20 protein-coding genes and 1 pseudogene are annotated in these 25,037 nt (G+C 68.8%); 13 read left to right on the forward strand and 8 right to left on the reverse strand.

Annotation, left to right across the window (positions count from 1 at the left end):
* Positions 1-420 precede the first annotated feature (420 nt).
* The 3 genes from ABR738_RS18700 to ABR738_RS18710 all read left to right on the forward strand — a co-directional run bounded on the left by ABR738_RS18700 (position 421) and on the right by ABR738_RS18710 (position 3,240).
* Complete coding sequence (locus tag ABR738_RS18700) at positions 421-1,818, forward strand: HK97 family phage prohead protease (RefSeq protein ID WP_350231128.1); 1,398 nt, start codon at positions 421-423, stop codon at positions 1,816-1,818.
* Positions 1,819-2,629: 811 nt separating this feature from the next.
* On the forward strand, positions 2,630-3,061 hold the full coding sequence (locus ABR738_RS18705) for a hypothetical protein (RefSeq protein WP_350231129.1): 432 nt from the start codon (positions 2,630-2,632) through the stop codon (positions 3,059-3,061).
* Positions 3,058-3,240 (forward strand): hypothetical protein, encoded by a 183-nt coding sequence (locus tag ABR738_RS18710; protein ID WP_350231130.1) that lies wholly within the window; start codon positions 3,058-3,060, stop codon positions 3,238-3,240. The genes ABR738_RS18705 and ABR738_RS18710 overlap by 4 nt, the downstream gene beginning before the upstream one ends.
* A gap of 237 nt (positions 3,241-3,477) precedes the next feature.
* Here the strand turns inward: ABR738_RS18710 and ABR738_RS18715 are convergent, their stop codons facing one another.
* Together ABR738_RS18715 and ABR738_RS18720 are read right to left on the reverse strand one after the other, a co-directional pair.
* Entirely contained in the window at positions 3,478-3,690 is a 213-nt protein-coding gene (locus tag ABR738_RS18715) for a DUF397 domain-containing protein (protein ID WP_350231131.1), read from the reverse strand.
* Positions 3,687-4,517, reverse strand: a complete 831-nt coding sequence (locus ABR738_RS18720) for a helix-turn-helix domain-containing protein (protein ID WP_350231132.1) — start codon at positions 4,515-4,517, stop codon at positions 3,687-3,689. Before ABR738_RS18720 ends, ABR738_RS18715 begins: the two co-directional genes overlap by 4 nt.
* Positions 4,518-5,301: 784 nt before the next feature.
* Between ABR738_RS18720 and ABR738_RS18725 the strand changes: the two genes are divergently transcribed.
* Positions 5,302-5,514, forward strand: a complete 213-nt coding sequence (locus tag ABR738_RS18725) for a hypothetical protein (protein ID WP_350231133.1) — start codon at positions 5,302-5,304, stop codon at positions 5,512-5,514.
* A gap of 269 nt (positions 5,515-5,783) precedes the next feature.
* The gene (locus tag ABR738_RS18730) at positions 5,784-6,959 is read left to right on the forward strand and encodes a methyltransferase domain-containing protein (protein WP_502964107.1); all 1,176 of its coding nucleotides are present in this window, start codon (positions 5,784-5,786) and stop codon (positions 6,957-6,959) included.
* An 83-nt stretch (positions 6,960-7,042) separates the two neighbouring features.
* Here the strand turns inward: ABR738_RS18730 and ABR738_RS18735 are convergent.
* Both ABR738_RS18735 and ssd read right to left on the reverse strand, forming a co-directional pair.
* A pseudogene (locus ABR738_RS18735) lies at positions 7,043-7,885 on the reverse strand (TadA family conjugal transfer-associated ATPase); the annotation flags it as partial.
* Between the two features lie 98 nt (positions 7,886-7,983).
* Positions 7,984-9,099, reverse strand: coding sequence for a septum site-determining protein Ssd (gene ssd / locus ABR738_RS18740; protein ID WP_350231134.1), 1,116 nt, complete (start codon positions 9,097-9,099; stop codon positions 7,984-7,986).
* 445 nt (positions 9,100-9,544) lie between these two features.
* Here ssd and ABR738_RS18745 point away from each other — a divergent pair, with 445 nt between their 5' ends.
* Positions 9,545-10,378, forward strand: coding sequence for an HAD-IB family hydrolase (locus ABR738_RS18745; protein WP_350231135.1), 834 nt, complete (start codon positions 9,545-9,547; stop codon positions 10,376-10,378).
* Positions 10,379-10,910: 532 nt separating this feature from the next.
* Here ABR738_RS18745 and ABR738_RS18750 read toward each other — a convergent pair.
* A complete protein-coding gene (locus tag ABR738_RS18750; protein ID WP_350231136.1) occupies positions 10,911-11,729 on the reverse strand; it encodes a Fic family protein in 819 nt (272 codons plus the stop codon).
* A 102-nt stretch (positions 11,730-11,831) separates the two neighbouring features.
* On the opposite strand from ABR738_RS18750, the gene ABR738_RS18755 reads away from it, so the two are divergent.
* Positions 11,832-12,830, forward strand: coding sequence for an ATP-binding protein (locus ABR738_RS18755; RefSeq protein WP_350231137.1), 999 nt, complete (start codon positions 11,832-11,834; stop codon positions 12,828-12,830).
* On the opposite strand, the gene ABR738_RS18760 is transcribed toward ABR738_RS18755, so the two are convergent.
* Positions 12,808-14,106, reverse strand: coding sequence for a polysaccharide deacetylase family protein (locus ABR738_RS18760; RefSeq protein ID WP_350231138.1), 1,299 nt, complete (start codon positions 14,104-14,106; stop codon positions 12,808-12,810). The two genes, ABR738_RS18755 and ABR738_RS18760, sit on opposite strands and share 23 nt — an antisense overlap.
* Positions 14,107-14,387: 281 nt before the next feature.
* Between ABR738_RS18760 and ABR738_RS18765 the strand changes: the two genes are divergently transcribed.
* The 6 genes from ABR738_RS18765 to ABR738_RS18790 all read left to right on the forward strand — a co-directional run bounded on the left by ABR738_RS18765 (position 14,388) and on the right by ABR738_RS18790 (position 22,366).
* Entirely contained in the window at positions 14,388-16,703 is a 2,316-nt protein-coding gene (locus tag ABR738_RS18765; protein ID WP_350231139.1) for a SulP family inorganic anion transporter, read from the forward strand.
* A 194-nt stretch (positions 16,704-16,897) separates the two neighbouring features.
* Complete coding sequence (acs, locus tag ABR738_RS18770; protein WP_350231140.1) at positions 16,898-18,850, forward strand: acetate--CoA ligase; 1,953 nt, start codon at positions 16,898-16,900, stop codon at positions 18,848-18,850.
* Positions 18,851-19,090: 240 nt separating this feature from the next.
* Positions 19,091-20,485, forward strand: a complete 1,395-nt coding sequence (gene nhaA, locus ABR738_RS18775) for a Na+/H+ antiporter NhaA (RefSeq protein ID WP_350231141.1) — start codon at positions 19,091-19,093, stop codon at positions 20,483-20,485.
* Between the two features lie 147 nt (positions 20,486-20,632).
* Entirely contained in the window at positions 20,633-21,109 is a 477-nt protein-coding gene (locus ABR738_RS18780; protein ID WP_350231142.1) for a phage holin family protein, read from the forward strand.
* Positions 21,106-22,053 (forward strand): alpha/beta fold hydrolase, encoded by a 948-nt coding sequence (locus ABR738_RS18785; RefSeq protein ID WP_350231143.1) that lies wholly within the window; start codon positions 21,106-21,108, stop codon positions 22,051-22,053. The genes ABR738_RS18780 and ABR738_RS18785 overlap by 4 nt, the downstream gene beginning before the upstream one ends.
* Before the next feature lie 115 nt (positions 22,054-22,168).
* Entirely contained in the window at positions 22,169-22,366 is a 198-nt protein-coding gene (locus ABR738_RS18790) for a hypothetical protein (RefSeq protein WP_350231144.1), read from the forward strand.
* On the opposite strand, the gene ABR738_RS18795 is transcribed toward ABR738_RS18790, so the two are convergent.
* On the reverse strand, positions 22,363-23,715 hold the full coding sequence (locus ABR738_RS18795) for a 6-phospho-beta-glucosidase (RefSeq protein WP_350231145.1): 1,353 nt from the start codon (positions 23,713-23,715) through the stop codon (positions 22,363-22,365). The two genes, ABR738_RS18790 and ABR738_RS18795, sit on opposite strands and share 4 nt — an antisense overlap.
* A gap of 122 nt (positions 23,716-23,837) precedes the next feature.
* Positions 23,838-25,037 carry a MarP family serine protease gene (locus tag ABR738_RS18800; RefSeq protein WP_350231146.1) on the reverse strand — a complete coding sequence of 400 codons (1,200 nt, stop codon included), beginning with the start codon at positions 25,035-25,037 and terminating at the stop codon, positions 23,838-23,840.

Consider the following 25,037-nt stretch of genomic DNA (forward strand, 5'->3'; position numbering starts at 1 on the left):
CGGTGGTTCTTACCTTGTTTTCGATATCCCTTGAGAAAGTCACAAGGAAAACAGAAACAACCCTCAAACCACCGTTTCACCGCAGCAAGCCCAGTCAGCGCCACCACGCGAAGTTCAGGCAACCCTTGCGCTCTAGTAATTGCGGGATGGAAGCGCGGGGCGACCGGCCAGCCGTTGAGGAGAACTCCGGTGCCGGTCGCCCGCGCAACTCCCAAGAACGCATGGCAGTGCGTTCCCCTGATTCAAAGCCCGGATTCCTTGCTGAGCGACCGCTGCCACGGTTGAGCAAGGAATCCGGGCTTTTCTCATACCCATCACCGACTCACGTGAGTCGGTGATGATCTTCATTCTAACTAGGGGGCACCCATGCATAGCGCCACCGAGACACGCGCACTCGTACGCGCCCTATCAGCGCGAAGCTTGGGCGCGACCCTCACGATTCGCGGTTACGGCATCGTATTCAATTCTCCATCTGCGCCGTTGGGGAATCCGCCGTTCATTGAGCAGATCAGCCCCGCTGCCTGGTCACCAGAACATGATGCGACGGACGTTCTGTGTACGTTCGACCATGACACAAGGAATTACCTGGGTCGCCGTTCCTCGGGGACGCTACGGCTTGGCGCTGACCAGACCGGCATTTGGTTTGAATGCGACCTGCCCGATACCGCTGCCGGGCGGGACGTGTTCGCCCTGGTTCAGCGTGGCGACATCCCAGGTTGCTCGTTCACGTTCCGTGCCGACGATGACGAATGGTCGAAAGCTCCGGACGGAACACCCCTGCGGACTGTCACGCGAATGCGCGTGCTCGAACTGGGACCCGTCCTCAATCCCGCCTATCCCGACACCAGCGTTGCCGTGCGCTCCATGCGTAACGCAGGAATTTCCCGCGCTGCCTTCACCGCCGAAAAGAGTGATTCCATGACCGACACTTTCCCGACCGGCGCGATTGGCATTATCACCGATGATGACGCCAAGCGTTCCCGTGATGATGTCAAGCTCTTTGGTCGGGCTCTTTCTGAGCTGCGGGACGGCGATTGGATCAAGGCAGAGGCAACGGCATATGCGCCGGAAATCCTCGTTGCTGCGGGCAAGGGATCAAAGCTCATTGACAAGGTTACCTCTTTCCCATTCAATCGCCAGCGCGGCTATGTGCCGATCGCTCCCAGGGTGACGGCCGTTATCCAGCCGCGAAATGAGGCGGCAACCTTCATTCAAAACGAGGTTACGGCCCCGGATTTTGCGGCGGTCAAGGTGTCGGCCATGGTGAGCATTGACAAAGACACCCTTGTCGATATCCCTCCGACTGAGGCGGCTACGAATACCGCTCTTGCTGCCGCAATTGGTCAGCGGATGGATCACGTACTCATCAATGGTGGGACAGACGGCGACGTGACCGTTACCGGAATGCTCGCGGACGGGAAGGCCACCACCGTTACGGCGATCGACTTTGACTCGCTGGCCGATGCCATTGCCCGAATCGAGGATTCCGGCGGCGTGGCGACTGCGATTATCGGTCGTCCTACCGATATTGCCGGGGTCAAGAAGAAGGTGGACGGCAACAAGCTGGACAAGCTCCCTGAACTGATCAGCATTCCTGATCTGGCGGACGGCACAGTTGGCATTCCTGCCGGTACGGTCCTGGTCGCTGATCTCTCCTCCGTCGCCGTGGCACTGCGAAAGAACCTTGAGATATTCAAGACTGAGACAGCGCCGGAAGCCTTTGAACGGGACCGCGCTTTCATTGCGGGTCGTTCCCGCATTTCCTCTGTCACCTTGGCTGACGCTGCCCGTGTTCAGGTCCTCAAGGTCGGCAAGTAGTGGCCTGTCAGTGCGCATCATGTTCGCGTCTACGTCGGGAAGAGGCGGAATCCCGCAGGGAACGGGAATCCAGCTTCTTGGAGCGCGTGGCCGACAAGGCGACGGCTGCGGGCTTTCCCGGACTTCTGCCCTGTCTCGTTGGCGAGTGCCGCACTGGTGACGCCATCCGGTATCACGCGCCGGAAGATGTGGACGTTGTGGACCCGCAATTGGTCCGCGAACGGTGCGGCGTGAGGATTCCGACCGCTAAGAAGTCGGGCCTATCCATTGCGTGCAAGGAGTGCCAAAGCGCACTTCACTGGGCGGGGGTGTTCCTGGTTGATTAGCGACCGAACCCGTGAGCGACTGATTCGGTGGGCGGCGATCATCCGGCCCGTACCCGCTGAGCTTGAGCCCCTACTAGTCGAGACGGCAGCGCGCATGGCTGGTATAGGAAGGCGCGGGATACCTCTGCGGTGCGACTACTGCGACGGCAACGGGCCAGCGTCGGCAGTGGTGTTGGCTTGGGCGCTGCCCATTCGGTCGGGTGGGAAGCGCGAGCGTCACAACATTCGTATGGCGTGCGGCGGTTGCTGGCGAGAGATCGGCAGGCATGACGGCCTGAGCGTTCCTCACGGCGCTGCAATTGCTCGCAAGGCCAGTCCTCCTACGAGGGACGCAATCGCCTGCCTTTAGTGGTCACGGGGTGGGCGGGGCGCGTCGGAAGTTCCCGGCGCGTACCCGCTGGCGATCCCGGCCCAAGCTCGAAACCTCTCTGCGTAACAAACACGCCCTTCGCCGTTGTTCGTCTTCCCCGAAAGGAGGTAACCCCTTGAAGGTAACCACCTGCCAACACAAGCCGTGCGGAAAGCCGTTCGGCAAGAACGCCGACGCGAGACAGCGCTACTGCGGCGCTGCCTGTCGAGTCGCCGCGTCACGCGCCCGCAAGGCAACGGCACCGATCGGCAGGCTTGCCACCGTGACGGCCCTGAGCGCCCCTGAGAGCGCCCCGGAACGGTTCGATGACGTACGGGCGCTCTGGGGCGCTCTGATACGCCAGGTGGCCGCTGACGGCTTCATGGTCATCGGTGCCAGCGGGCTTCCGGTCGCGCATCCGGCGCTGAGGTACTTCTCTGCGCTGCACTCTGCGATGCGCGACCTTGAGACGGGCACGGAGTCCGGCAGCGCGGAAAGCCCGCTCGAACAGATGCAGCGCCTTGCCCGGCAAGCTCTGGACGACTACGACGCGGAGCACACCACGTGATCGTTGAACACCCCGTGAGTCCCGAACTCGCCTCGCTGGCCTGCCGGTTGGGCGATACGACCGACCCGCCGACGCATCCCCTGTGGGTCCCGTTCGCGGCGCTCTTCGCGGCGGAGCTGGGTCGGGCTCCACTGCCTACGGACCTGTTCGCCTGCATGGTCTGCCCGTGCCACTTCTGACCCCTGCCCGGTACCTACTCGCATCGCTGCGGGTCGGTGCCGGGCTTTCTTGCGTTTCATAACGCTAAGTTGTGGACCAGTCGGCAAGGCGATGGATTGAGCCTGTAATGTCCATATTTCCTGGGGCCCAGCCGGCTGAAATGGCGGCTACGTTCCGTGATCGAGCCAATCGAAGAGCCCCGCCGCTCCGAAGGGGGTGGAGTGGCGGGGCTCAGGTCGGTGGCGCGGGTCGGCTGGTCAGCCGTGGGACTTGGCGAAGGCGACCAGTCCGGCGAAGCCTTCGCGGCTCAGGTTCAGGTGGGGCCCGTTCGGGTCCTTGGAGTCACGGACCAGGAACTCACCCGTGACGGCCGCGTACTCCGGGGCCCACTCGATGCACTGGCCGCCGTTTCCGTCGCTGTACGTGCTCTTGACCCACTGGTCAGGCCGGGGGCCGTGCGTGTTGCTCATCTGTCGTACTCCTCCGCGATCTCACGAATCAGAGCCACGGACTCTTCGGGGTCACGTGCGGATGCCCGCAGACGCTCAAACGTTGCACGTCCGTGGTTCACCGATTGCGCGGAGTCCGTCACGTGCCCCTGCCCCATGGCCTCTGTGTACAGGACTGTTGCCCCGTCGTCTGGTGTAAGCAGCGTAAAGGGTGTACCTGACGCGGGGGCACCCGTCCGGGAGCGAAGAACTTGAAGCGTGACGTGGGGTTTTCCTGCGTCGGCGGCAAGCTGGCGGAGTTGGGTAGCCATGACGGCTCGACTCCCGACCACCGTGCGCAAGGTCGCTTCGTGAAGGATCACCCAGAGCAGAGGCGGCGCCTCCCGCTCCAAGACTTCACGCCGGGCCAACCGGGCTTCCACCCTGGTCTTGATCTGGTCGCCAGTCTCGTACGGGAAAGTCGCCCGGAACGTGGCCTCGGCGTACTCCCACGTCTGCAACATGCCCATGATCAGACCGTTGGAGTAGTCCTCAATCTGGCTGGCCTGCTTCTCCAAGTTGATGTACGGGACGAACCAGCCAGGGTGACCGTTTTCGCTGATCCGGACGAGAAGCCGGGCGAAGTACCCCGAGGTGTTGAAGAAGCGGTCACAGCCTTCGGCGAAGGCTGGGGACGGCATGGCCTTGCCGTTCTTGACCTTGCTGACGTAGGGCTCTTTGTAGCCGGTGAAGTCGGCTAGTTCGCGCTGGCTAGCTTCCTTGTGGATCAGGGCTGCCTCTAGCTCCCGCCCGAACCACTCAAGGCCGTTGGCGGGCTCGCTGCGCTGATCGGGTGGCAGTTCGGTCATGTGTCCAACTCCCCACTCTTTCCAAATGCGTTGGAAAGGCTCCAGACCTTTTGAGCGTACGCCTGCCGGGTCACTGTGGGTGTAGTTCCGGTTGCACCGCACTACGACGGCACGAAGGACCCCAGCAATGGACCAGGCACCGCAGACCCCCCAGCCCACGGACGAGGTGGACGAGCTGGCCGCGCTCATAGAGGCGGGTGGGTTCTGGCGGCTGGTTCCGGAGTGGGTACCGCGTACCGGCTACGCGTCGCCAACTCGGGGCGTTCTCAAGGATGTTGAGGCCGGACTACGAAGGCGGTTGGAACGGTGAGCGCTCAGACCACGACGACGGCAGCGGCAGCGCTTCGCGGCCCCGACCTTGAGCCCGTACCCGTGGACGGCTGCGACGTGTGCGCGGCCCTTGCCCGGCAGCGCGAGACGGCCCGAACCATGGGAAGCCCCGTCACGGTCAGGAGCTGCAACGAGGAGATTGCGAACCACCCGCACCGAAGGGCCGACAGGGAATGAGGGCTAAGAACCCCGTCGCGAAGCCGCCACGAAGCGTGAAGCGTGAGCCTGCATTCCCTGGGCCGGAAGCAATCAAAGTCGGCATGGTCATCTTCGATCGCGACTATGAAATGCCCGGCACGGTCCGGGGTGTGGACGCACCTTTCATCGAAATGATTCGTCCGACTGGTCTCGCGTGGCGCGTCCATTACCGCAGGCTCCGCCCGGCGACTGAGTGGGAGCAACGGCAACTGGTAGCGGTCGGCAGGCTTCACAGGCAACGGAGGAAGGGCAGGGCATGAGCACGAAGACGCGACCCGAAGCAGCCACGGAATGGGCAGCGGGCACGGTTGGAGAGGATGTTATGACCGTGCACAAGCTCACCGGACCGCTGCAAGACGCCCGCCGCACTCGGGAGTTGAAAGCGGTATGCGGCGCCGGTAAGGCCAGCGACGAGAAAGACGTATGGGCTCGCGCCGTGAACTGCCCGCGCTGCCTCGCCACCACATGACTCCCGCCCCTGCCGGACGTGCCGAATTCGAGGCTCCCCCGTACTCGGGTCGGATTCCTGGCAGGGGTGGGGCTAAGCCCGTTTGGTTGCTCGCGTGACGGTCGGCAACCGAATGGTTCAAGAGAAGCACTACGAAAGGGAAGCCAATGATCAGGATCTATGAGGCCAACGGCGGAGACGGATTGCCCGGCGAGCCTGCCCCGCCGCCCCCGCCTCCCACCCCGGACGGTGGCCCCGGCGTTCCCAACCCGCCGAAGGCCGCCTAACCAGTGACCACCAACGCACACCAGGAGCGCCCCAGCCGTACTGAGCTGGGGCGCGTCCTCATGTCTGGGGGCGCGCTCACTTCGGATTGGGCCCCCTCGTTCGCTGCGGTCCCCCGTGCCTCATTCCTGCCGGACCTCATTTGGCCGTTCGACATGAAGACGGGGCAGAGCGTTCCCGTGTCACGGTCGGAAGATCCGGATCTCTGGTTCGGGTACGCAGACTCTGACGTTCCCGTTGTGACCCAATGGGACGACGGCAAGCACACCGGTACTGAACCTGGGGAAGTATCCACGTCTTCGGCTTCTATGCCGTCCGTCGTGTTCCGGATGCTCAGTGATCTAGACGTGAAGCCCGGTAACCGTGTCTTGGAAATCGGCACGGGCACCGGATGGAACGCCGCATTGCTGGCGCACCGGTTGAGGTCTGAGAACGTCGTCACCGTGGAACTTGATCCGGTCGTTGCCGCCGACGCACGCACGGCCCTGAACGCGTTCGGGCTTGGTGCTCTGGTCATCAATCGCGATGGCCTCAAGGGCTACCCGGAAGGGGGGCCGTACGACCGGATCATTGCCACGTGCGGTTTCCGGTCCATCCCGTTCACATGGGTTGAGCAGAGCAGACCCGGCGCGGTCATTGTCGCCCCGTGGGGGACTCATTACGGCAACGGTGACGCCGTGGCCCGGTTGGTCGTCGCGGACGACGGACAGAGCGCCACGGGGTCGTTTACGGGGCCGGTGGAGTTCATGAAGGCGCGAGCCCAACGCCTTTCGACTGTCGTGCACGCTGAGTACGTCAGCGGCAGCGTGGCCGACCGTGACAAGTCGTCCACCACGATCACGGAAGACGCCTTCATGGGGGCCCAGTTCAGCCCCCAGCGGTTCGCAATGGGCCTCAAGGTCCGCAACTGCGTTCACGTCGTGGCCGACAAGCGCGACGGGGAACGGCCCGTGTGGTTCTACGGACTCACGGACCGATCATGGGCGTGCGTCATGTTCCGTGACGGCGACGAAGCGCAGGTGTGGCAATCCGGCCCCCGCCGACTATGGGACGAAGCCGAAGCGGCTTACCGATGGTGGATGGAGAAGGGCAAGCCGGGACACAAGCGCTTCGGGCTCACGGTCTCGGGGGATGGTCAGCGCGCGTGGCTGGACGATCCCGCCGAGTCCTGGCCAGTCTGAACCGCTGAACCAGCGGCCCCGTCTGTGCTTCGCCCTTGTGGCGCATGGGCGGGGCCCTTGGCGTCTATGTATGGTTACGCCAGGCACTCGCCTTCATGTCCTGTGTTCAAGGCGCTCAGCAGGTCGGTCACCTCGGCGCCGCGCACCTCCCCCACGACCAGTCGGTCCGGGCGCATCCGCAGGGCCTGGCGCACCAGGTCCCGCAGCGTCACCAGGCCCGCGCCCTCCTGATTGGCGGGGCGCGCTTCGAGGCGTACGACATGGGGGTGGTCGGGGCGCAGTTCGGCGGAGTCCTCCGCCAGGACGATCCGCTCCCCCGGGCCGACCAGGCCGAGCAGGGTCGACAGGAGGGTGGTCTTGCCGGTGCCGGTACCGCCACTGATCAGGAAGGACACCCGGGCCTCGATGAGCGCCCGCAGCAACTGATCGCCGTCCGGCGTCACCGTGCCCGCAGCCGTGAGTTCGGCCAGCGAGAACGCCTTCAGCCGCACCACTCGCAGCGAAAGACAGGCCGAGCCGACGGCCACCGGCTCCAGGACGGCGTGCATCCGCGTGCCGTCCGGCAGTCGCGCGTCCACCCAGGGCCTGGCGTCGTCGAGCCGGCGGCCCGCCACGGCGGCGAGGCGCTGTGCGAGGCGCCGTACGGCCGTCGCGTCGGCGAAACGGATCCCGGTCAGTTCGAGACCACCGCCCCGGTCCACCCATACCCGGTCGGGCGCGGAGACCAGGACGTCGGTGACGTCAGGGTCGGCGAGCAGTGGTTCGAGCGGGCCCGTGCCCACCAGCTCGGACCTCAACTCCTCGGCGCCGCCCAGCACTTCGGCGTCCCCCAGCAGCCGCCCCTGGGCGCGCAGCGCGGCCGCGACCCTGGCGGGGGTGGGCTCGGCGCCGCTCTGCGCGAGCCTTTGCCGTACGGCGTCGAGCAGCGGGGGCCCGGCGCTCCACGCGTGCGGACCCGAGGGCCGCGCCCCGGCGGTGGGGCCGGGCGTTGTCTGAGTCGGCCGGCCCCTGTCCGGCAGGCCGTTCACGAGAGCGCTTCCCCGGCGAGGCCGCCGGCCAGCGCCTGGTCCCAGAAGGCCGCGCAGAATCGGGCCAGCGGTCCGCGCGCAGCGCTTCCCGGTGGCGCCCCGCCCTCCTGAGCCTCCAAAAGGCCCGGCTCCAGCGGTAGTTCACCGGCAAGGGGCAGGCCGAGGGCGGTGGCCACCCATTGCTCGTCCAGCCCGGCCGCGCAGGGGCCCCGTACCACCGCGCGCAGGTCGCGCAGCACCATGCCGACCGACGAGGCGACCCGGTTCGCCGCCGCGACCGCGCGCAGCTCGGCCGGGACCACGAGCAGTCCGAGGTCCAGCTGCGCCAGCGCTTCCACCACCGCGTCGTCGATGCGGCGCGGCAGGTCGACGACGACCACTCCGCCCCGTCGGCGGGCCGCCGCGAGCACCGCGCGCATCGCCTCCCCCGGGATCACCACGCTGTCCCCCCGGTCCCAGCTGAGGACCCTCAACTGATGCAGGCGTGGCAGCGACTCCTCCAGGGCGCCGCCTGCGACGCGTCCACGCGAAGCGGCGAAATCCGGCCACCGCCGGCCGTCGGTGTGCTCCCCGCCGAGCAGTACGTCCAGGCCGCCGCCGAGGGGATCGCCGTCGATGAGCATGGTGCGACGCCCGGAGCGCGCGGCGGTCACCGCGAGGGCGCACGCCAGCGTCGAGGCGCCGGCACCGCCGCGGCCGCCGATCACCCCGACGGTCAGAGCGGGCCGCCCCACACCTTCCGCGGCGTCCGCGATCCGGTCCACCAGCCATGGCTCGGCGTCGGGCAACCGCAGCACATGGTCAGCCCCGAGCTCCACCGCCGCCTGCCACACGCCCGGGTCGTCCTGGTCCCGGCCCACCAGGAGCACCCCGCGTCTGCGGGAGGCACCGCGCAGCCGGGGCGCCGCGTCGTCGCCGACCAGGATCAGCGGCGCGCTCTCCCAGCCGCCCTCGCGGCCGGGCACCCCGTGGCACACCTCGGGCTCGGTGCCCGCCGCGGCGCACAGGCGCAGCAGATCATCGAGCAGGTCCTCGTCCTCGGTCACGATCAGCGGCCCGCCACGGCGCCCCTCCGCGCCCTGCGGCCTCTCGGAAGCCATGGATCCGTCCATGATTTCCGCCCCCTCTCCCTGCGATTCCCCGTGTTCGCGTACTTCGCGATCTGGAATCACGGTGGAGGGCGGCCCGAAATAATGTGGATCTTGGTCGAAATCTGTGGACAACTACTCGCGTTGTGAATATCCCGTTCACCTATACCGGTGACTTTCCCCAGCGCAGCATAGCCACTACACACAGTTACCGAGACAGGGCGCGACGGGAACGTGCGCGGCGGAGCCGAGGGGAGGGGCGAGGAAGGCGTCCGAGGCCGAAAACGCGTCTGGACATGCGACGACCCCCGCCGGGGGGGAGAGCGGGGGTCGTCCCCACGGTCGACTCGGGGGGGAGGAGTCGGACCGGGTTAGCACGGTCGCGAACGATCCGTGACTTCCATGGTGTACCCGAGAGCCTTCTCAGGCAAACCCACGCGCCCCAGCTTACGCCGAATGGTGGGCGCCTATGCTCGGTCTCGTGGAAAACCACTCGTTGCCGCGTACCGCCGCCTTCTTCGACTTGGACAAGACTGTCATTGCCAAGTCGTCGACGTTGACCTTCAGCAAGTCCTTCTATCAAGGAGGGCTGATCAACCGCCGCGCCGTACTGCGCACCGCGTACGCGCAGTTCGTATTCCTCGCCGGCGGGGCCGACCATGATCAGATGGAAGGGATGCGGGAGTATCTGTCCGCCCTGTGCAAGGGCTGGAACGTCCAGCAGGTCAAGGAGATCGTCGCCGAGACGCTGCACGACCTGATCGACCCGATCATCTATGACGAGGCCGCCTCGCTCATCGAGGAGCACCACGCGGCCGGCCGGGACGTGGTGATCGTGTCGACCTCGGGCGCCGAGGTCGTCGAGCCGATCGGTGAACTGCTGGGGGCGGACCGGGTGGTGGCCACCAGGATGGTGGTCGGCGAGGACGGCTGCTTCACGGGGGATGTGGAGTACTACGCCTACGGGCCCACCAAGGCCGAGGCCGTCAAGGAACTGGCCGCGTCCGAGGGTTACGACCTGACGCGGTGCTACGCCTACAGCGACTCGGCGACCGACGTCCCGATGCTGGAGTCGGTCGGCCACCCCTACGCGGTCAATCCGGACCGGGCGCTGCGCCGCGAGGCCGCCGCCAGAGACTGGCCGGTTCTCGTCTTCAACCGACCGGTCAGGCTCAAGCAACGGTTGCCCGTCATTCCGATGCCGCCCCGGTCCGCGCTGCTGGCGGCAGCCGTCGGCGCGGCCGCCGCCACGGCAGGCATCGTCTGGTACACGGCCCGCAAGCGCGGCTCCGTCTCCGCCTGAGGCGCGGCCGGGATAAGCCGGCCTAACGGGGCGTGCCCCAAGGATTGGTGAACGCCCGCCGACACGGGTTGGCGGACGCCCGCCGAAAACGGTAGTCCGATTTAGTCCTGTTTGAACCTAAAAGTAAAGAACTGTGAGTAGGGGTTTCGCTTCTCGCCGTACCGGAGTAGAAAGGACTCAACGGCCCGCGAGACCTGGGACATCCGAGAGGATCACCTTCTACGCAGCAAGGCCCCACGGACCGCGCATGGACATCGAGCACCCACGCGACGTCGACCCGTCGATTACGGGCCAGCCGCACCAGGTGAACGGGCAGAGAATCCCGGCCTGATGGGCAACCTTCGAGGACGCTTGGTAACACGGTGGACATGCCAGCGGCGGTATCGGTCTCCGATACCGCCGCAACCCTTGTCCGGCCGGGGGTTCCCGCCAGAACGCCGCGCTACGCCGCGCGGGACATGCCAGCGGCGGTACCGGTCTCCGATACCGCCGCAACCCTTGTCCCGCCGGGAGTTCCCGCCAGAACGCCGCGCTACGCCGCGCCGCGTTGAAGCGCCTCGCACACCGCCGTCGACTCGCGCACCCCGAGTTCGACCGCGTCGGCGCAGTGGGTGATCCAGGCCGCCATCCCCTGCGGGGTGCCGGACAGATAGCCCTCGAAGGCCGCCGCGTAGGCCGCGCGCCCCAGCTCGGCGTGGCCCACCTCGGCCGGGCAGATCGCCTTCGGGTCGAGGCCGCTGCCGATGAGCACGATCCGCTCGGCGGTGCGGGCGACCAGCCCGTTGCAGGAGGTGAAGGGCCGCAGCGCGAGCAGTTCACCGTGCACGATGGCGGCGGTGACCAGAGCGGGCGCCTCGCCGCCCGCGATGATCAGCCGGGACAGCCCGTCGAGGCGGCCGGCCACCTCGTCCGCACCCGGCAGCACGCTCTCGATCAGGGGCTCGTCGACGCTCTCGCCGCCCTGGCGGGGCCGTCCCACCGTCTCGCCCGCGTCCGCCGCCGCCACCAGATGCAGCCGGGCGAGCACCCGCAACGGCGACTGCCGCCAGATGGACAGGAGTTGACCCGCCTCGGCGGTCAGCCGCAGTGCGGCGCCCACCGTGCGCGCCTCGGGATCGGCGGCGAAGTCCGTACGCCGCCGCACCTCTTCCAGCGCCCAGTCCGCACCGGACAGGGCGGCGCTGCCGCGGGCTCCGCGCAGCGCCGCCTCCGAGGTGATCTCGTTGCTGCGGCGCCGCATCACACGGTGCCCGTAGACCCGGTCCACAGCCTTGCGCACCCGGTCCACGGCATCCGGGACGCCCGGCAGCCCGCCGAGGGCGACAAGAGGGTCAGCGGCGTTCGTACTCATAGGTAAGGAGGCTACGCGTCCGCAAGCCGCACCCCACCTTCGAGTGGTCTTCTTCACTCGCCTCGCACACTTACCGCCACCATACGATTACCGTTGGTGAACATGAAGATCGCTTTCGTGGGCAAGGGCGGCAGCGGGAAAACGACGCTGTCCTCGCTCTTCATCCGTCATCTCACCGCCAACGAGGCCGCCGTCGTCGCGGTCGACGCCGACATCAACCAGCACCTCGGGGCCGCGCTCGGGCTCGACGAGGCGGAGGCCGCCGCGCTGCCCGCCATGGGCGCCCATCTGCCGCTCATCAAGGAGTACCTGCGGGGCACCAATCCGCGCATCGCCTCCACCGAGTCGATGATCAAGACAACGCCGCCCGGTCACGGCTCCCGCCTGCTGCGGGTGCGCGAGGCGAACCCGGTGTACGAGGCGTGCGCCCGGCGGGTGGCGCTCGACGACGGGGACATCCGCCTGATGGCGACCGGCCCCTTCACCGAGTCCGACCTGGGCGTGGCCTGCTACCACTCGAAGGTCGGCGCGGTGGAGCTGTGCCTGAACCACCTGGTGGACGGCATGGACGAGTACGTCGTCGTCGACATGACGGCGGGCTCCGACTCGTTCGCCTCCGGCATGTTCACGCGCTTCGACATGACCTTCCTGGTGGCCGAGCCGACCCGTAAGGGCGTCTCCGTATACCGCCAGTACAAGGAGTACGCCCGGGACTACGGGGTCGCGCTCAAGGTCGTCGGCAACAAGGTGCAGGGCCAGGACGACGTGGACTTTCTGCGCGCCGAGGTGGGCGACGACCTCTTGGTCACGGTGGGCCACTCCGACTGGGTGCGCGCCATGGAGAAGGGCCGCCCCTCGCGTTTCGAGCTCCTTGAGGCCGACAACCGGCTCGCCCTCCAGACGTTGCAGAACGCGGCGGACGACTCCTATGGGAACCGCGACTGGGACCGCTACACGCGCCAGATGGTGCACTTCCATCTGAAGAACGCGCAGAGCTGGGGCAACGCGAAGACCGGGGCCGACCTGGCGGCGCAGGTGGACCCCGGTTTCGTCCTGAGCGAGCGGCTGATCGCGGAGGTCAGCGAGCCGCAGCCTGCCTGACGGCGGGCTGGGGCGCCGCGGGCCGCAGCGGGGCGACGGGCTTCGCCGGGGCGGCCGGCTGGGCGGCCTCGAGCGCCGCCCAGCCGCCCTTCGGCGCCTCGCCCACCTTCAGCGAGTGGAACTTGGCGAGCACGGCCGGGTCCTGGGCGTCGAGCCAGTCGGCGAGCTGGCGGAAGGAGACACAGTGGACGTCGCGCTTGACGCACACCGTCCTGACCGTCTCCTCGACGGCCTTCATGTAGACGCCGCCGTTCCACGACTCGAAGTGGTTGCCGATGATCAACGGCGCACGGTTGCCGTCGTAGGAGCGGTCGAAGGCCTGGAGGAGGCCGTCGCGCATCTGGTTGCCCCAGTACTCGTGCTGATCGGCGTCACCGGTCATCGCGTTGGACTGGTTCATGTAGAAGTTGTAGTCCATGGACAGGGTCTGGAAGTCCCGGCCGGGGACCGGCACCAGCTGCATCGACAGGTCCCAGACGCCGTTGGGGTTGCGCTTGGGCCACACCTGGTCGTTGACACCGCTGGTGTCGTAGCGCCAGCCGAGCTCGCCCGCCGTCTTGACGAAGTTCTTCTGGCCCTCGAGGCAAGGGGTGCGCCCGCCCACGAGCTCCTTGTCGTAGTCGAAGGGAAGCGGCGCCTCGGCCTTGAGGCCCGAGTTCGTCTTCCAGTTCTTGACGAAGGACTTGGCCTGGGCGATCTCGCTCTTCCACTCGGCCACCGACCAGGTACCGACGCCGCCGTCGGGCCCGCAGTAGTGGCCGTTGAAGTGGGTGCCGATCTCGTTGCCCTCCTTCCAGGCCGCGCGCACCTGGGTGGCGGTGTCCTTGATCCCCTTGAGGTCGTTGAAGCCGATGTCGGATTGCCCCGGGGCGTGCTTGGGCGCGGTGTAGAGGTTCGCCTTCGCGTCGGGGAGCATGTACACGCCGCTCAGGAAGTACGTCATGGTCGCGTTGGACTCCTTGGCGACCTCGCGGAAGTGGGAGAAGAGCTTCTGGCTGTCCTCGCCCGCGCCGTCCCAGGAGAACACCACGAACTGCGGCGGACGCTGACCCGGCTTCAGCTTCTGCGCCTTGAGCAGGTGCGGCTGGGGCCCGGTGTACGCGGTCGAGCCGTCCCCGATGAGATGCGGCGCGGTGTTGGGGGCGGCGCCCTGGCGGCCCACGGGCGCGGGCTTGTCCGGGCCGGAGCCGGCGGAGCAGCCCGCGGCTCCCACGGCCAGCGCCGCGGCGATGACGCCGGCAGCGATCCTCTTCGTGGCGTGCGTGGCGGCGATCATCCGCCCACCTCTTCCTTGCGGTCCTGTGCGTTGAATGCCGTCACGGCGCCGCAAAAGTCGCACGCGGAAGGAAGGACAACCGGACGACAAGCCGAACGAAAAGCTGCCTATTCACCCCAGAGAGTGAATCACTGCCCTATTTGCCTTAAATGCGAAGTAAGAGGCTTTACCCTGCATTACCATTCGTTTACCGAGAGTTGAGATCCCGCCGCTGCACTGCCGTGACCCACGGCCGCGACCCCACGTTCCGCGACCGCGCTGCCCCGGAGGAGACGGGAACCATGCCTGCTTGCGCACCCACTCACGCCACGACTCCAGCTCCCCCGCCCCGCCTCCGCCGGCCCCGCCGGCCGTCCTCCCCGGGCGAGGAGCCCAGCCGATTCCGGATCCGCGGCGCCGACCTGTCGGCGTCCATCACCGTCTTCCTGCTCGCCGTCCCGATGTCGCTCGGCCTCGCCGTCGCCATCGACGCGCCTCTGGAGGCCAGCCTCATCGCCGCCGGTGTCGGCGGCATCGTCGCCGGGCTGCTCGGCGGTTCGCCCCTGCTGGTCAGCGGCCCGTCCGCCGGGCTGACCGTGGTGTCCGCCGAGATCATCCAGACCTACGGCTGGCGCACCAGCTGCGTCATCACCGTGGGCGCCGGTCTGCTCCAGGTCGTCCTCGGCTCCCTGAAGGCGGCGCGCTCCGCGCTCGCGGTCAGCCCCGCCATCGTGCACGGCACCCTCGCCGGCATCGGCGCCGCCATCGCGCTGGCCCAGCTCCACATCGTCCTCGGTGGCTCTCCGCAGAGCTCCGCCGTGGACAACGCCCTCGCGCTTCCCGGCCAGTTGACCCACGTCGGCCCGGCGGAACCGCTCATCGGCGCCCTCACGCTCGCCGTACTACTGCTGTGGCCACGCATGCCGGGGCGGGCCGGAAAGGCCCTGCGCCGCGTCCCTGCCGCGCTCGTCTGCGTGGTGGTGGCCACAGGCGTCGCGGCGGTCACGGCGCCGAGGATCGCCCGGGTCCAACTGCCGTCCTGGGACGCGCATGTGCTGCCCGGGATGCCGCACGGCCCGGCGCTCGGGATCGCCGCCGCGGTGCTCACGGTGACGCTGGTCGCGAGCCTGGAGTCGCTGCTGTCCGCCGTCGCCGTCGACCGGCTGGCGTCCGAGCGGCCGGGCAGCCCCGTCCCGCGCGTCGACCTCGACCGCGAACTGCGCGGCCAGGGCATCGCCAACGCCGTGTGTGGACTGCTCGGCGGCATGCCCGTGTCCGGCGGCGCGGTGCGCGGCAGCGCCAACGTCCGCGCCGGCGCGACCGGCCGCGCCTCGACCGTGCTGCACGGCGTGTGGGTGCTGCTCGCGGCCGGGCTGCTCGTCTCCGTACTGGAGTGGATCCCGCTGGCCGCGCTCGCCGCCCTCGTCATGATGGTCGGCATCCAGATGGTCAACTTGGCGCACATCCGTAACGTCCACAAGCATCGCGAGTTCCTGGTTTATGTGGCGTCCGTCGGCGGAGTGCTCGTCCTGGGCGTCCTGCAAGGAGTGGTCCTGGGGGTCGCGGTGGCGGTCGCGGTCGCGCTGCACCGGCTGTCCCGTACCCGGATCACCGCCCAGCAGGAGGCCGACGGCACCTGCCTGGTGCGCGCCCGTGGGCAGTTGACGTTCCTCGCCGTGCCCCGGCTGACCCGGACGCTCGGCCATGTACCTCAAGGAGCTGACACCATCGTGGAGTTGGACGGATCGTTCATGGATCACGCCGCCTTCGAGGCGTTGCAGGGCTGGCAGGACGCGCATCGCGCGCGGGGCGGGACCGTCCGGGTCACCTCGCGCACCGGGGCAAGGACCCCCGAGCCCGCCTCCCCCGCGGGCACCTGCTGCCGGCCGTGGACGCCGTGGCGCAACCACCACTGCCAGGACCAGCCGCCCCAGCGCTCCCACGGGCACCACCTGGTGAGCGGGCTCAGTTCGTTCCAGCGCAACACCGCGCCCCTGGTGCGCGACGAGCTGGCCCGGCTCGCCCGCGAGGGCCAGCGCCCCCAGCAGCTCTTCATCACCTGCGCCGACTCCCGCCTGGTCACCAGCATGATCACCTCAAGCGGTCCGGGTGATCTGTTCACCGTGCGCAACATCGGCAACCTGGTGCCGCCGCCGGGCGAGGAGGGCGGCGACGAGTCGGTGGCGGCCGCCATCGAGTACGCGGTGGACATCCTCAAAATCCAGTCGATCACGGTGTGCGGGCACTCCGGCTGCGGCGCGATGACGGCGCTGCTCGCCACCAAGCCCGGCGCGCCGATGACGCCGCTGCGCCGCTGGCTGCGGCACGGCGGGCCGAGCCTGGAACGGATGGCCAGCCGCAGCCACGCCTGGACCCGGATCGCCGGACGGCTGCCGGCGGACGCCGTGGAGCAGCTGTGCCTGACCAACGTCGTCCAGCAGTTGGAGCATCTGCGCCGGCACGAGTCGGTGGCCCGGGCGCTCGCCGAGGGAACCCTCGCCCTGCACGGCATGTACTTCCACGTCGGTGAGGCGCAGGCCTATCTGCTCTCCGCGAACGACCACGAAGAGGTCTTCGAAAGCGTCGGCGTCAACATCCTGGAGGACACACCCGCCTGATCCCGCCTCGCCGGCACAGCCCGTCAACGGCCTCTCCTCCCAAGGGAGAGGCCGTTCGCGAGCCACGCCGGTGACCAGGAAACCTTTACAGGTCTAAACCAATTTCCTTGCGCCCCTTGTCACCCGACGCCTGGCCTGATGAGCTAGGGCCGGGACACATACGCACTGAGGACGCCCTGGGAAAGGGAGATGTCGTGAGCAACGAGCTGGCCAATCTGCTGAAAGAGGAGCGTCGCTTCGCGCCGCCCTCCGAACTGGCCGCGCACGCCAACGTGACGGCGGAGGCGTACAAGCGGGCCGATGCGGACAGGCTGGGGTTCTGGGCCGAGCAGGCCCGGCGCCTGACCTGGGCCACCGAGCCGACCGAGACCCTTGACTGGTCGAATCCGCCCTTCGCCAAGTGGTTCGCCGACGGCAAGCTCAATGTCGCGTACAACTGCGTGGACCGCCATGTCGAGGCCGGCCACGGTGACCGGGTCGCGATCCACTTCGAGGGCGAGCCCGGCGACAGCCGCGCGATCACCTATGCCGAGCTCAAGGACGAGGTGTCAAGGGCCGCCAACGCCCTGACGGAGCTGGGCGTCCAGGCCGGTGACCGCGTCGCGGTGTACCTGCCGATGATTCCGGAGGCGGCCGTCGCGATGCTCGCCTGTGCCCGGATCGGCGCGGCGCACTCGGTGGTCTTCGGCGGCTTCTCGGCCGACGCCGTCGCCTCGCGCATCCAGGACGCCGACGCCAAGCTCGTCATCACCGCCGACGGCGGCTACCGGCGCGGCAAGCCGTCCGCCCTGAAGCCCGCCATCGACGACGCCGTCGCGCGCTGCCCGCAGGTCGAGCACGTCCTGGTGGTGCGCCGCACGGGCCAGGACACCGCGTTCACCGAGGGCCGCGACGTGTGGTGGGACGACATCGTCGCCCGCCAGCCGGCCGAGCACACCCCGGCCGCCTTCGACGCCGAGCACCCGCTGTTCATCCTGTACACGTCGGGTACGACGGGTAAGCCCAAGGGCATCCTGCACACCTCCGGCGGCTACCTCACCCAGGCCGCGTACACCCACCACGCGGTGTTCGACCTGAAGCCGGAGAGCGACGTCTACTGGTGCACCGCCGACATCGGCTGGGTCACCGGGCACTCGTACATCGTCTACGGCCCGCTCGCCAACGGCGCGACCCAGGTCATGTACGAGGGCACCCCCGACACCCCGCACCAGGGGCGGTTCTGGGAGATCGTGCAGAAGTACGGCGTGAGCATCCTCTACACCGCGCCGACCGCGATCCGTACGTTCATGAAGTGGGGCGACGACATCCCCGCCAAGTTCGACCTGAGCAGCCTGCGGGTCCTCGGGTCGGTCGGCGAGCCGATCAACCCCGAGGCGTGGATGTGGTACCGCAAGCACATCGGCGCCGACAAGTGCCCCATCGTGGACACCTGGTGGCAGACCGAGACCGGCGCGATGATGATCTCGCCGCTGCCCGGCGTCACCGCGACCAAGCCGGGTTCGGCGCAGCGCGCGCTGCCCGGCATCAGCGCGACCGTCGTCGACGACGAGGCCCACGAGGTCCCGGACGGCGGGGGCGGCTACCTCGTCCTGACCGAGCCGTGGCCCTCCATGCTGCGCACCATCTGGGGCGACGACCAGCGCTTCATCGACACCTACTGGTCCCGCTTCGAGGGCAAGTACTTCGCGGGTGACGGCGCCAAGAAGGACGACGACGGCGACATCTGGCTGCTCGGCCGCGTGGACGACGTCATGCTCGTCTCCGGGCACAACATCTCCACGACCGAGGTCGAGTCGGCCCTCGTCTCGCATCCCTCGGTCGCCGAGGCCGCCGTGGTCGGCGCCGCCGACGAGACGACCGGGCAGGCCATCGTGGCGTTCGTGATCCTGCGCGGCTCCGCGGCCGAGACCGAGACCCTGGTCGAGGAGTTGCGGGCGCACGTCGGCTCCGCGCTCGGCCCGATCGCCAAGCCCAAGCGCGTCCTGCCGGTGGCGGAGCTGCCCAAGACCCGCTCGGGCAAGATCATGCGCCGCCTCCTGCGCGATGTCGCCGAGAACCGCGAGCTGGGCGATGTCACGACGCTGACCGACTCCTCGGTCATGGCGCTGATCCAGACCAAGCTGCCGAGCGCCGCAAGCGAGGACTGAGCGGGCGATCCGTCGTCCAGGGGCCCGGCCGCGGAGTGCGGCCGGGCCCTTTCGCGCGCCGCATGCCCGGTATGCCCCTAAAGTGATGATCACTGGACGCACCCCGCCGCATGCGCCGCTCCGTAAAGTTAGGTAAAGTGAGAAAAGCGTCAACGACGCGACAAGAAAGTCAGGTGCGCCGGGAAGTCTGGTCGGCAACGTGCTCAGTCATGCCCGCCGCACCGACCGGAGGTCGCCCTCGTGGCCACGCCCACCCCCACCAAGCAGAAGTTCCTCGGCCGGCTCTCGCTCCCCGAACGCAACTTCGTCGCCGAGGCGCTGCGCGCCGAGACGGTCGGCGGTGTGCTGCTGCTCGTAGCCGCGATCGCCGCCCTGGTGTGGGCGAACACGCTGGGCGCGAGCTATGAGGCGGTGCGCGGCTTCCATCTGGGCGTCGGCTCGCTCGGGCTCGACCTCTCCATCCAGCACTGGGCGGCCGACGGTCTCCTCGCCATCTTCTTCTTTGTCGCCGGTATCGAGCTCAAACGTGAACTTGTGGCCGGAGAGCTGCGCGACCCGAAGGCCGCCGCGCTGCCCGTGATCGCGGCGCTGTGCGGCATGGCCGTTCCCGCGCTCGTCTACACGTTGGTCAACCTTGTCGGCAACGGCTCCCTTGACGGCTGGGCCGTACCGACCGCTACAGACATCGCGTTCGCGCTCGCCGTGCTCGCGGTCATCGGCACCTCACTGCCCTCGGCGCTGCGCGCCTTCCTGCTCACGCTCGCCGTCGTGGACGACCTCTTCGCCATCCTGATCATCGCCGTCTTCTTCACCGGCGGCCTCAACTTCCTGGCGCTCGGCGGCGCCTTCGCCGGGCTCGTCCTGTTCTGGTGGCTGCTCAGGAAGGGCGTACGGGGCTGGTACGTCCACCTTCCGCTCGCGCTCGTCATCTGGGGCCTGATGTACAACAGCGGCGTCCACGCGACCATCGCGGGCGTCGCCATGGGCCTCATGCTCCGTTGCCACCGCACCGAGGGCGAGGAGCACTCCCCGGGCGAACACATCGAGCACCTGGTGCGCCCGCTCTCGGCCGGACTCGCGGTGCCGCTCTTCGCGCTGTTCTCCGCCGGCGTCGCCATCAGCGGTTCCACCCTGGCCGATGTCTTCACCCGGCCCGAAACGCTCGGCGTCGTCCTCGGCCTGATCGTCGGCAAGGCCGTCGGCATCTTCGGCGGTACCTGGTTCGCCGCCCGCTTCACCAAGGCCGAGCTCAACGACGACCTCGCCTGGCCCGACGTCTTCGCCGTCGCCTCGCTCGCCGGCATCGGCTTCACGGTGTCGCTGCTCATCGGCGAGCTCGCCTTCGACGGCCAGGGCCCGCTGACCGACGAGGTCAAGGCCGCCGTCCTGGTCGGCTCCCTGACCGCCGCCGTCCTGTCCTCCGTCCTGCTCAAGATGCGCGTACGCAAGTACAAGCAGCTCGTCGAGGACGAGGAGCGCGACGAGGACCAGGACGGCATCCCCGACGTGTACGAACTGGGCAAGCCGGAGTACCACCTGCGGATGGCCGAGATCTACGACACCAAGGCGGCCGAGCACCGCAGACTGGCTCAACTGGCGGGGGCGGGGCGCGACGACGCCGACCGTCCGGCATGATCTGACCACGGACGTGTTAGACGTGTGCGACGTGTTGGACCCCCTGGGCCCGCCGGACCTGCCGGACCTGTTGGCCCAGCCGGACCTGCTGGACCCGCGGGACCTGTTCGACCCGTCGGCAACCGAGAAGAGATGAGGGAGTCAGCGATGAGCGACCCCAGCCACAACGCCGGCAGCGCCGAGCGCAGCCTCGGCCAGCTGGTCGCCTCCGCGACCGCCGAGATGTCCGCGCTTGTCCACGACGAGATCGCGCTGGCCAAGGCCGAACTGCGGCAGGACGTCAAGCGCGGGGCGATCGGTGGCCTCGCCATCAGTACCGCCGGGGTGCTCGCGGTCTTCGCGCTGCCCGTGCTGAGCTTCGCGGCGGCGTACGGCATCCACAACCTGGGGCTCGGGCTCGCCTGGTCGTTCCTCATCGTCGGCGGCGCGTTCCTGGTGCTCGCCGGCCTGCTCGCGGTGCTCGCCGTGACCAAGTTCAAGAAGGTCAAGCCGCCGGAGAAGTCCATCGCGTCGGCCAAGGCGACGGCGGCGGCCCTGCAAGGCGTCAAGCCGCACCCGCGCCCGGCCACGGTCGAGGTGACGGTCACGGACACCGGCGCCACTGTGGCACGCTCGTCTGCATGACCGCACCCGAGCCCGGTACCGGAAGCCCCGGAGGCACCGGCAGCCCCGTCCGCATCGATGGTCCCTGGGTCCACAGGGACGTGGCGGCCAACGGGGCGCGCTTCCACATCGCCGAACTCGGCGACGGTCCCCTGGTGTTGCTGCTCCACGGCTTCCCGCAGTTCTGGTGGACCTGGCGCCACCAGCTGACCGCGCTGGCCGACGCCGGCTACCGCGCGGTCGCGATGGACCTGCGCGGCGTGGGCGGCAGCGACCGCACCCCGCGCGGCTACGACCCGGCCAACCTCGCGCTGGACATCACGGGCGTCGTACGCTCCCTCGGCGAGCCCGACGCTGCGCTGGTCGGGCACGACCTGGGCGGCTATCTGGCGTGGACGGCGGCCGTGATGCGCCCCAAGGTGGTGCGCCGCCTCGTGGTGTCGTCGATGCCGCATCCGCGCCGCTGGCGCTCGGCGATGCTCGCGGACTACAAGCAGACCGCGGCCGGCTCCTACGTCTGGGGCTTCCAGCGCCCCTGGCTGCCGGAGCGTCAGCTGGTGGCGGACGAGGGCGCCTTGGTGGGCCGGCTCGTACGGGACTGGTCTGGCCCGCGCCGGCCCGAGGACGAGGCCGTGGAGACCTATCGGCGCGCCATGTGCATCCCCTCCACCGCGCACTGCTCGATCGAGCCCTACCGGTGGATGGTGCGCTCGATGGCTCGGCCCGACGGCATCCAGTTCAACCGGCGGATGAAGCGGCCGGTCCGGGTGCCCACCCTCCACCTGCACGGCTCGCTCGACCCGGTGATGCGCACCCGCAGCGCCGCGGGCTCCGGTGAGTACGTCGAAGCGCCCTACCGCTGGCGGCTGTTCGACGGTCTCGGCCACTTCCCGCACGAGGAGGACCCGGTGGCCTTCTCCACCGAACTCGTGAACTGGCTGAAGGATCCCGAACCGGACCGTTGAGTTCCACCCAGCCGGGCGAACGCTTGTCCTACGAACAGCCAAATGCCCGGCGCATAGGCCAATTGGCCCCCTCCGAGGCGGTTACCGACCATGGGCCCCGGGCACACGTCGGGGTATGGGCTGGACGCACGACTACGGTGACGCAGCACGCAACCGCCGAACGGCCGCAGGGCCGGTCACATACGAGAGGGGCGGCCCGCAGGGGCAAGGGCCGCAACACCCCTCCCCCGACCCGCGGGACGTGGGCATTCCGCGCATCCTGCGGCGCCGGGCCCGCTGGGTCTCGGCCCGGCTGCGGCATGCGCGGACCTAGTCGGCCCTGAGGTAGCCGAGGCCGGGGTGGGCGCCGCGGTAGCCGTCCAGGAGCCTTCGGGCGACCTGGACGGAGTCGACCAGCGGATGCAGGGCGAACGCCTTGACGGCCGCCCGCGCCGACCCGCTCGCGGCCGCCTCCAGGACGCAGCGCTCGACCGCCTTCACCGAGCCGACCAGGCCCGCCTCATGGCCCGTCAGCTGCGAGACGGGCAGCGGGTGCGGGCCCCCCGCGTCGACGAAGCACGGGACCTCGATGACGGCCCGCTCGTCCAGCACGCGCAGCGCGTCGCCGTTGCGCACGTTCAGGACGAGCGTGGTCGCCTCGTCGCGCGCGATGGCCCGCATCAGGGCGAGCGCCACCTGCTCGTACCCGCCCGACTCCATGTCGTCGGCGTGGCGTTCGCCCGCCCCTGAGACGTCACGGTTCGCCGCCATGTACGTGGCCTCGCGCTCGGCCCGTGTGCCGTCCCAGGCCGCCCACACCGAGGCGTCCGGCACCGTCTCCGCGCTGGCGTAGAAACGTGCCTGCTGGTCCCTGAGGAAGGCGCCCCGGGTCCGCTCGGCGCCCCGGTAGGCGGCCACCGCCTCGCGGTTGAAGTAGTAGTAGTGCAGATACTCATTGGGCACGGAGCCGAGCGAACGGAGCCAGTCGGCGCCGAACAGCTTGCCCTCCTCGAAGGAGGTCAGCAGCTCGTCGCCCTGCTCGAACAGACGGGGCAGGATGTTCCGCTCGCCCTCGTACAGGCCGTGCAGCCACCCCAGGTGGTTGAGGCCCACGTAGTCGAGGCGCACGTCCTGCGGGTCGGCGCCCAGCGTCCGGGCCACACGCCGGGCCAGGCCCACAGGCGAGTCGCAGATGCCGATGACGCGGTTGCCCAGGTGCTCGGCCATGGCTTCGGTGACGAGCCCCGCCGGGTTGGTGAAGTTGATGACCCAGGCCTCGGGGGCGAGCGCCTTGACCCGGCGTGCGATCTCGACGGCGACCGGCACGGTGCGCAGGCCGTACGCGATGCCGCCCGCCCCGACCGTCTCCTGGCCCAGGACCCCCTGCTCGAGCGCGATCCGCTCGTCGGCGGCCCGGCCTTCGAGGCCGCCGACCCGGATCGCGGAGAACACGAAGTCCGCGCCGCGCAGCGCCTCGTCCAGGTCGGTGGTGGTACGCACCCGGGGGGCGTCCTCGATCCCGTACGCCCGGTCGGCGAGCACGCGGCCGATGGCGTGCAGCCGCGCCGCGTCCAGGTCGTGCAGGACCACCTCGGTGACGCGCCCGGGTGCGTGGTCGCGCAGCAGAGCGCCGTACACGAGCGGGACCCGGAAGCCGCCACCGCCGAGGATCGTCAGTCGCATCGCAGCCTTCTCGTCAGGAGGTCACAGGTGCCGGGCCGGGGGCCGGTCCTTCGGAAGCCGGTCACGGGGGTCGGCGTCGGCGTCGGCGTCGGCGTCGGCGTCGGCGTCGGCGTCGGGCCGGATCATAGGGCGCACTGCTGGCTGTCCACCTGCTGATCGGCCGACCGGCCCTGCTGGATGTCGGACTGGATCTCGTCGGCGGTCAGCGCGTACCCGGTCTCCGCGTCGTCGCGCGACTTGGCGAAGACGACGCCGTACACCTTGCCCTCGGGGGTCAGGAGCGGCCCGCCCGAGTTGCCGGGACGCACCGTGGTGAACAGCGAGTACACATCGCGGCGGACCGTGTCGCGGCGGTAGATGTCCGGGCCCTTGGCGCTGATCCGGCCGCGGATGCGGGCGGAACGCACGTCATAGGGATGGTCCTCGGGGAAGCCGGCCACGATCGCGCTGTTGCCGGTGCGGGCATCGGTGGGGGTGAACTGGAGCGCAGGCGCCTTGAGATCCGGCACGTCCAGGACCGCGATGTCACGCCGCCAGTCGTAGAGCACGACCTTCGCGTCGTACGTACGCCCCTGACCGCCTATCTGGATGGTCGGCTCCTCCACCCCGCCCACCACGTGCGCGTTGGTCATGACCCGGCGGTCCGCGAAGACGAAGCCGGTCCCTTCCAGACGCTTGCCGCAACTCGGCGCCATGCCGACGACCTTGACGATCGACTTCTTGGCGGCGGCCGCGACCGGACTGCCCGCGAGCTTGGGGTCGGGAGCCTGGACCTCGGTGATCGACTCGTTCGAGAACGGCGTGAAGACCTGCGGGAAGCCGTTCTGCGCGAGGGTCGAGGAGAAGTCGCCGAACCAGGTCGGTGCCTGGGAGGGCAGCACCTTCGAGACGCCGAGCAGGATCTTGGAGTTGCGGACCTCCTTGCCCAGGGTCGGCAGGGCGGTGCCGGCCAGTGCCGAGCCGATCAGCCACGCCACGAGCAGCATCGCCACCACGTTGACGAGGGCGCCGCCGGTGGCGTCGAGGGCGCGCGCCGGCGACCACGTGATGTACCGGCGCAGCTTGTTGCCGAGATGGGTGGTGAGGGCCTGGCCCACGGAGGCGCAGACGATCACGACAATGACGGCGATGACGGCAGCCGTCGTCGAGACCTGGGGTTCGTCGGTCACCTGATCCCAGATGATGGGGAGCAGGTACACGGCGACGAGACCACCGCCGAGGAACCCGATCACCGACAGGATGCCGACGACGAAGCCCTGGCGGTAGCCGACGATCGCGAACCATACGGCGGCGACCAGCAACAGGATGTCCAGCACGTTCAC

It is taken from the genome of Streptomyces sp. Edi4 (assembly GCF_040253615.1).
GTDB lineage: Bacteria > Actinomycetota > Actinomycetes > Streptomycetales > Streptomycetaceae > Streptomyces.